The organism is Bradyrhizobium sp. (assembly GCF_017881085.1).
GTDB lineage: Bacteria > Pseudomonadota > Alphaproteobacteria > Rhizobiales > Xanthobacteraceae > Bradyrhizobium.
Map to the genome: position 1 here is coordinate 1 of NZ_JADGRI010000301.1, position 6,556 is coordinate 6,556.

A 6,556-nucleotide genomic window follows, 5' to 3' on the forward strand; every position below is an offset into this window, starting at 1 on the left:
ATCCTCGGCAAGGTCGCGCAGGATCGCGGCTACAAGCGCGTCTACATCATGGTTCCGAACTACCAGGCCGGCAAGGATTCCGCCGCCGGATTCAAGCTCGACTACAAGGGCGAAATCGTCGAGGAGACCTACGTGCCGCTGGGTACGCTGGATTTCCAGGTCGAGCTTTCCAAGATCGCCTCCACCAAGCCGGACGCCGTGTTCACCTTCATGCCGGGCGGCATGGGCGTCAGCCTCGTCAAGCAATACAGCCAGGCCGGCCTCGCGGATAAAATTCCGGTTTTGTCGGCGTTCACCGTCGATGAATCGACGCTGCCGGCGCAGCAGGATGCCGCGGTCGGCATGTTCGGCGGCGCGAACTGGGCGCCCAATCTCGACAATCCGCAGAACAAGAAATTCGTCGCCGGCTATGAAGCGGCCTACAACAGCGTACCCGGCACCTATGCCATGCAGGGCTACGATACGGCGCTCCTGATCGACAGCGCGGTCAAGGCGGTGAAGGGCGACCTCTCCAACAAGGAGGCGGTTGCTGCCGCACTGAAGAAGGCCGACTTCACCTCGCTGCGCGGCGGTTTCAAATTCAATACCAACGGCTATCCGATCCAGGATTTCTACCTGACCAAAGTGGCGAAACGCGCCGACGGAAAATTCCAGACCGAGATCGTCGAGAAGGTGTTCGAGAATTACGGCGACCGCTACGCCAAGGAATGCACGCCGGGCAACTAGGCATAGCGTTTTCAAGCGAAGTGGATACCGGTTCGCATAGCAATCAAGTTTACGCAGATTGCGTGGACTTATCTGCGGTAGAAAACGCGTCAAAATAAATGATTGGGAGAGAACCGCCATGAAAACCGAAATCGCCGGCATCACCCGGGCCAATGAAGGCATCCAGGGAATTTCCTGGAACATCCTTGGCCAGACCTACGTGCCGAAGAACGTCACCGAACATAGCTTCTCGTGGCACGCGACCTTCCCGCCCGAGACTTTCGTACCGCCGCATATCCATCCGGATCAGGACGAATATCTCTATATCCTGGAGGGCCAGCTCGACTTCATGCTGGGGGGCGGCGAAACCCAGGCCACGCCGGGCGATCTGGTCCGCCTGCCCATGGGCATACCCCACGGCATCTTCAACAAATCCGGGCGAACCGCGAAGACGCTGTTCTGGGTGTCGCCGACCCAGCGGCTCTACGATCTGTTCTGGGCCATCCACAACATGAAAGAGCAGACGCCGGATGCCGTCGTGGCCCTGGCGGCGGAGCACAACATCCACTTCCTGCCGCCGCCCCCGGGGGCGTGAGGAAAGCGACAGAGCGGGCAAATCAGCAAAACCCTGTCTAGCCCCCTTTGCAAAAATATTCTGATTTTCCGAAGACCCAAATCACCTTAATAACCCTTCCCGTCCTGTCCTCTGGAGGGGCGGCTCGAGATCGTCACGGACGCGGGACAGGATGCGTTGGACGCAAGCGGCGCCGAAGACGAGGGCGCTTACTTTGCGGACGGCGAAGTCGTGTGGTCCTGACGCCTCGACGCTGGCGTCAAGTTCGTGAGAAGCAAGCTTCTCAGGGGCGATGGTGACAAAAAAGCCCGATCGCCAGGGAGAGCGCGAAATAAGCCGTAAAACCATTGCGCGGGGAATGCCGGTCGATTCCGGTGTGACCTGACTAACGCGTGTGCTTGCTACCCACTACCTCTGCACACGCGGCTATCGGGCGCATCGGGCGCCCGGCATTCCCTGCGCCCTCTGATCGAAGAGGGCGGAACGAGCAGGCCAAAACTCGCGCGAACCGCGCGGCGAGATCGCGAGGTGTGGCTGTTTGAAATTCGAATCCGTAGGGTGGGCAAAGGCGCGTCTGCGCCGTGCCCACCATGTCGAAGCAAGTTAAATTGGTGGGCACGCTTCGCTTTGCCCACCCCTACGCGCTGCTTTACGCCCGCACCGCAGCCAGACCGAGCGCCGGTGCGGCAAAGCCGGCCTTGCTGGCATAGCCGCGGACGATGGCCTCGCGCTGGGAATAGCTCAGCACGTTCTCGACATTGTCGAAACCGTCGGGCGCCAGTTGCTCGACCGCGTCGATCACGCCTTCCGGACCGCCGCGGCGGTTGGAGTGCACGATGTCAGAGGTCATCGGCAACCGCTTCTGCTCGTAGGCCATCAGCGCCTGGCGCGGATGCTCCGAGCGCGCCAGCGCGTCGGCGAGGCAGCGCGCGTCGAGAATGGCCTGCGAGGCGCCGTTCGATCCCACCGGATACATCGGATGCGCGGCGTCGCCGAGCAGCGTGACCCGGCCGCAGGACCACCAGGGCAAGGGATCGCGGTCGCAGGTCGGATATTCGTAGAATTCCGGTGTCGCCGAGATCAGGGCCGGCACGTCGACATGGGGCACCTTGAACCGCGCCACGTGCGGCATCAATTCCTCGCGCTTGCCCGGCCGCGACCAGTCCTCGCGGCGCGGCGGCGGCGCGTTGCCGTCGCCGACCTTCACCAGCACCGCCCAATTGGTCAGGCGGTTCGCCGGGCTCGATCCTTCCGCGATCGGATAGACCACGACCTTGGCATGCAGGCCGCCGGCGACGATCATCGATCGGCCGGTCAGGAATACCGGCCAGTCCCGCGCGCCGCGCCACAGCATCAGTCCGTTCCAGCAGGGCGGCCCCTCCGCGGGAAACAAGGTCTCGCGCACCCGAGAATGAATACCGTCGGCGCCGATCAGGATATCGCCGCGCACGGTCCTGGTGTGGCTGCCGGCGCGGTCGAAGAAATAGGCGGTGACGCCGCCTTCGTCCTGGGTGAAGGCCCCCAGCCGGCAGCCGGTGTGGATGACATCCTTTCCCAGCCGCTGCTCGACGGCGCGGTGGATCACGCTCTGCAGCCGGCCGCGATGAATCGAGAATTGCGGCACGTCGTGACCGGCATCGATGCCGCGCGGATCGCGCCAGACTTCCTGGCCGTGGCGATTGAGATAATAGAGCACGTCAGTGCGGATCGCGACGTCATCGAGCTTCTGCAACAGGCCGAGCCCTGCGAGTTCTCGGATCGCGTGCGGCAGCGTATTGATGCCGACGCCGAGCTCACGGATGGTGTCCGACTGCTCGAACAGTTCGCAGCCGATGCCGCGGGCCCGCAGCATCAGCGCGGTGGTAAGGCCCCCGATGCCACCCCCGACGATAATCGCCTTCATCGCCGCAACTCCACTCAAACCCTGAAACGCCACGCCAACGCTCTAAACTCGCATGGTCCCTTACTCCGCCGCAAGCGGCTTTGTCGCCTCCGCCTTGAGCTCGGCCCGGGTCTTCGGCTTAGCCTTAATTTTCAGGTCCTCGAAATCCTGCCGGTCGCGCACGCTGTTGCGGAAAATCTGCTCCTTGCCCGGCAGGTATTGCGGCGGGCAGAACACACGCTCGGCGCCATACCAGGCCGCAGCCTTCAGGGTGAACGAGGGGTCGACCAGATGCGGCCGGCCGAGCGCCACCAGGTCGGCGCGGCCGGCGGCGAGGATGGTATTGACCTGGTCCGCCGTCGTGATGTTGCCGACGCACATGGTGGCGACCCGCGCCTCGTTGCGGACCTGGTCCGAGAACGGGGTCTGGAACATGCGCCCGTAGATCGGCTGGGCATCGCGCACGGTCTGGCCGGTGGAGACATCGACCAGATCGACGCCGGCTTCGGCGAAGGCGCGCGCGATCGCGACGGCGTCGTCGCCGGTGATACCGCCCTCGGCCCAGTCGGTGGCGGAGATGCGCACCGACATCGGCTTGTGCGCCGGCCACGCCGCCCGCAACGCCTCGAACACTTCCAGCGGAAAGCGCAGGCGGCCCTCGAGCGAGCCGCCGTAGGCGTCGGTGCGCTGGTTGGTGAGCGGCGAGATGAAACTCGCGAGCAGATAGCCGTGGGCGCAATGCAATTCCAGCATATCGAAGCCACAGGCTTCGCCGCGCTCGGCGGCCTGAACGAAGGCCGCCTTCACGGCGTCCATCGCGGCGCGGTCCATTTCGCGCGGCACCTGGCTGTCGGGGAAATAGGGGATTGGCGAGGCCGAGACGACGTCCCAGCCGCCCTGCTCCAGCGGACGATCCATGCCGTCCCACATCAATTTGGTGGCGCCCTTGCGGCCGGCGTGGCCGATCTGAAGTGCGATCTTCGCCGCGGAATTGGCGTGGACGAAATCGACGATGCGCCGCCACGCGGCTTGCTGCTCGTCGTTCCAAAGTCCGGCGCAGCCCGGCGTGATGCGGGCGTCGCGGCCGACGCAGGTCATTTCGGTGAAGATCAGGCCGGCGCCGCCGATGGCGCGCGAGCCGTAATGCACCAGGTGAAAATCGCCGGGCACGCCGTCTTTCGCCGAATACATGCACATCGGCGACACTACCGCACGGTTGGCGAGCGTCATCTCGCGCAGCCGCAGCGGCTGGAACATCGGCGCCAGCGGCTTTTCGACATCGACATCGAACCCCCTGGCGCGAACCTGTCTTGCGAACGCCTGATCGACCTCGGCGACAAAGTCCGGCGCGCGCAGCCTGAGATTATCGTAGGTGATCGCCTTGGCACGGGTCATCACGCCGAAGGCGAACTGCACGGGGTCGAAATCCCAGAAGCGGTCGACGTGCTCGAACCAGACCAGCGACACGTCGGCGGCGTGCTGGGTCTTCTCGACCTCCTCGCGGCGGCCTGTCTCATACTGCTGCAACGCGGCCTCGACCGTCGGCGCGCGATGCATGGCATCCGCCAGCGCAATCGCGTCTTCCATGGCGAGCTTGGTGCCCGAGCCGATCGAGAAATGCGCGGTCGCCTTGGCGTCGCCGAGCAGCACCATGTTGTCCTTAACCCACCGCTTGCTGCGGATCATCGGGAAATTGCGCCACATCGAGCGGTTGATCAGAAGCGGATGTCCGTCGAGGAACCAGTCAAAGATTTCGGCCATCCGGTCGGCGGATTGCCGCTCGTTCAGGCCCTCGAGGCCGGCACGCTTGAAGGTCGCGGGATCGGTCTCGAAGATCCAGGTCGAATGTCCCATTTCGTATTGATAGGCGTGGGCGATGAACGGGCCCCACTCGGTTTCCTGAAAGATGAAGGTGAAGGCATCGAGCGGCCGGGTCGAGCCCATCCAGGCGAACTTGTTGGAGCGAAGATCGACCTCGGGCTGGAAATGCTCGATATATTTGTCGCGGAAGCGGCTGTTGATGCCGTCGGCCAGCACCACCAGATCGGCATCGGCGAAGCGGGCCTCGTCCTCGATGTCGGCCTCGAACAACAGGGTGACGCCGAGTTCGCGCGCCCGCTCCTGCAGAATCAAAAGCAGCGTGCGGCGCGAGCAGCCGCAGAAACCGTTGCCGCCGACACGATGCACCGTGCCGCGGAAGTGCACGGCGATATCGTCCCAATAAGCGAACTGCTCGGTGATGCGGCGATAGCTCGGGGCGTCGTATTTCTCGAAATTGTCCAGCGTGGCATCCGAAAACACCACGCCGAAGCCGAAGGTATCGTCTGCGCGGTTGCGCTCATAGACCGTGACCTCGGCCTCCGGCCGCTGTTTCTTGAGCAGGATCGCGGAATAGAGACCGGCCGGTCCTCCGCCGATGATCGCGATCTTCATGACAGCCTCCGGCGCAGCGGAACCATTTCAATTATTTTAAACATAAAACAATTTTCCCGCAAGGCCCCGGGCGGTGGCTCAATTCCCCTGAAACACCGGCTTCGCCTTGCTGGAAAACGCCTCGAAGGCCCTGGCGAAATCCGCCGTGGTCATGCACAGCGCCTGCGCCACCGCCTCCGCCTCGATCGCCTCCTCGACCGACATCGCCCATTCCATCGCCAGCATTCGCTTGGTCATGGTGTTGGCGAAGGTCGGCCCCGCGGTGATCTCCTTGGCAAGCGACTGCGCCTGCGTCAGCACCTGCTCCGGCGCGACAACGCGGCTAAAGAACCCCCAGCGCTCGCCTTCCTCCGCGGTCATGAAGCGGCCGGTATAGAGCAATTCCGAAGCGCGGGACTGCCCGATGATGCGCGGCAGGATCGCGCACGCCCCCATGTCGCAGCCGGCAAGGCCGACCTTGTTGAAGAGGAATGCGACCTTGGCGCCGGTCGCCGCCAGACGCAGGTCGGACGCCATGGCGACGATCGCGCCCGCGCCGGCGCAGATGCCCTCGACGGCGGCGATGATCGGCTGCGGACAGGCCCGCATCGCCCTGACGAGATCGCCGGTCATGCGGGTGAAGGCGGTGAGGCCCTTGGTGTCCATCTTCACCAGCGGGCCGATGATTTCAAAGACATCGCCGCCCGACGAGAAATTGCCGCCGGCGCCGGTTACGACGACGGTCTTGACCTCATCGTCCATGGCGCAGGCGCGGAAGAAGTCCGTCAATTCGCGGTAGCTCTCGAATGTCAGTGGATTCTTTCGCTCCGGCCGGTTCAGCGTCACCGTCGCCACGCCATCCGCCACCCCCAGCAAGAAATGCCTGGGCGAATATTGCGAAAGCGGCAGCGTGACGGGGTTGGCAGGCGTGCTCATGAAAACTCCCTTGGGATTGTCGTTCGTTATTGCGCGCGCTTCTTTTC

General features: G+C 63.8%; 5 protein-coding genes. 2 read left to right on the plus strand and 3 right to left on the minus strand.

The genetic code is table 11. From position 1 onward, the window contains the following. A partial coding sequence (locus tag QZ213_RS22635; RefSeq protein WP_291688316.1) for an ABC transporter substrate-binding protein occupies positions 1-726 on the plus strand: 726 nt, incomplete at its 5' end. Between the two features lie 118 nt (positions 727-844). Next, positions 845-1,300: a cupin domain-containing protein gene (locus QZ213_RS22640; protein ID WP_291688317.1), complete on the plus strand. Its 456-nt coding sequence runs from the start codon at positions 845-847 to the stop codon at positions 1,298-1,300. A 628-nt stretch (positions 1,301-1,928) separates the two neighbouring features. Here QZ213_RS22640 and QZ213_RS22645 read toward each other — a convergent pair. The 3 genes from QZ213_RS22645 to QZ213_RS22655 all read right to left on the minus strand — a co-directional run bounded on the left by QZ213_RS22645 (position 1,929) and on the right by QZ213_RS22655 (position 6,509). Next, positions 1,929-3,182: a flavin-dependent oxidoreductase gene (locus QZ213_RS22645; RefSeq protein ID WP_291688318.1), complete on the minus strand. Its 1,254-nt coding sequence runs from the start codon at positions 3,180-3,182 to the stop codon at positions 1,929-1,931. Positions 3,183-3,242: 60 nt separating this feature from the next. After that, complete coding sequence (locus QZ213_RS22650) at positions 3,243-5,594, minus strand: bifunctional salicylyl-CoA 5-hydroxylase/oxidoreductase (protein ID WP_291688319.1); 2,352 nt, start codon at positions 5,592-5,594, stop codon at positions 3,243-3,245. A gap of 78 nt (positions 5,595-5,672) precedes the next feature. Further along, positions 5,673-6,509 carry an enoyl-CoA hydratase family protein gene (locus QZ213_RS22655; protein ID WP_291688320.1) on the minus strand — a complete coding sequence of 279 codons (837 nt, stop codon included), beginning with the start codon at positions 6,507-6,509 and terminating at the stop codon, positions 5,673-5,675. Positions 6,510-6,556: the final 47 nt, after the last annotated feature.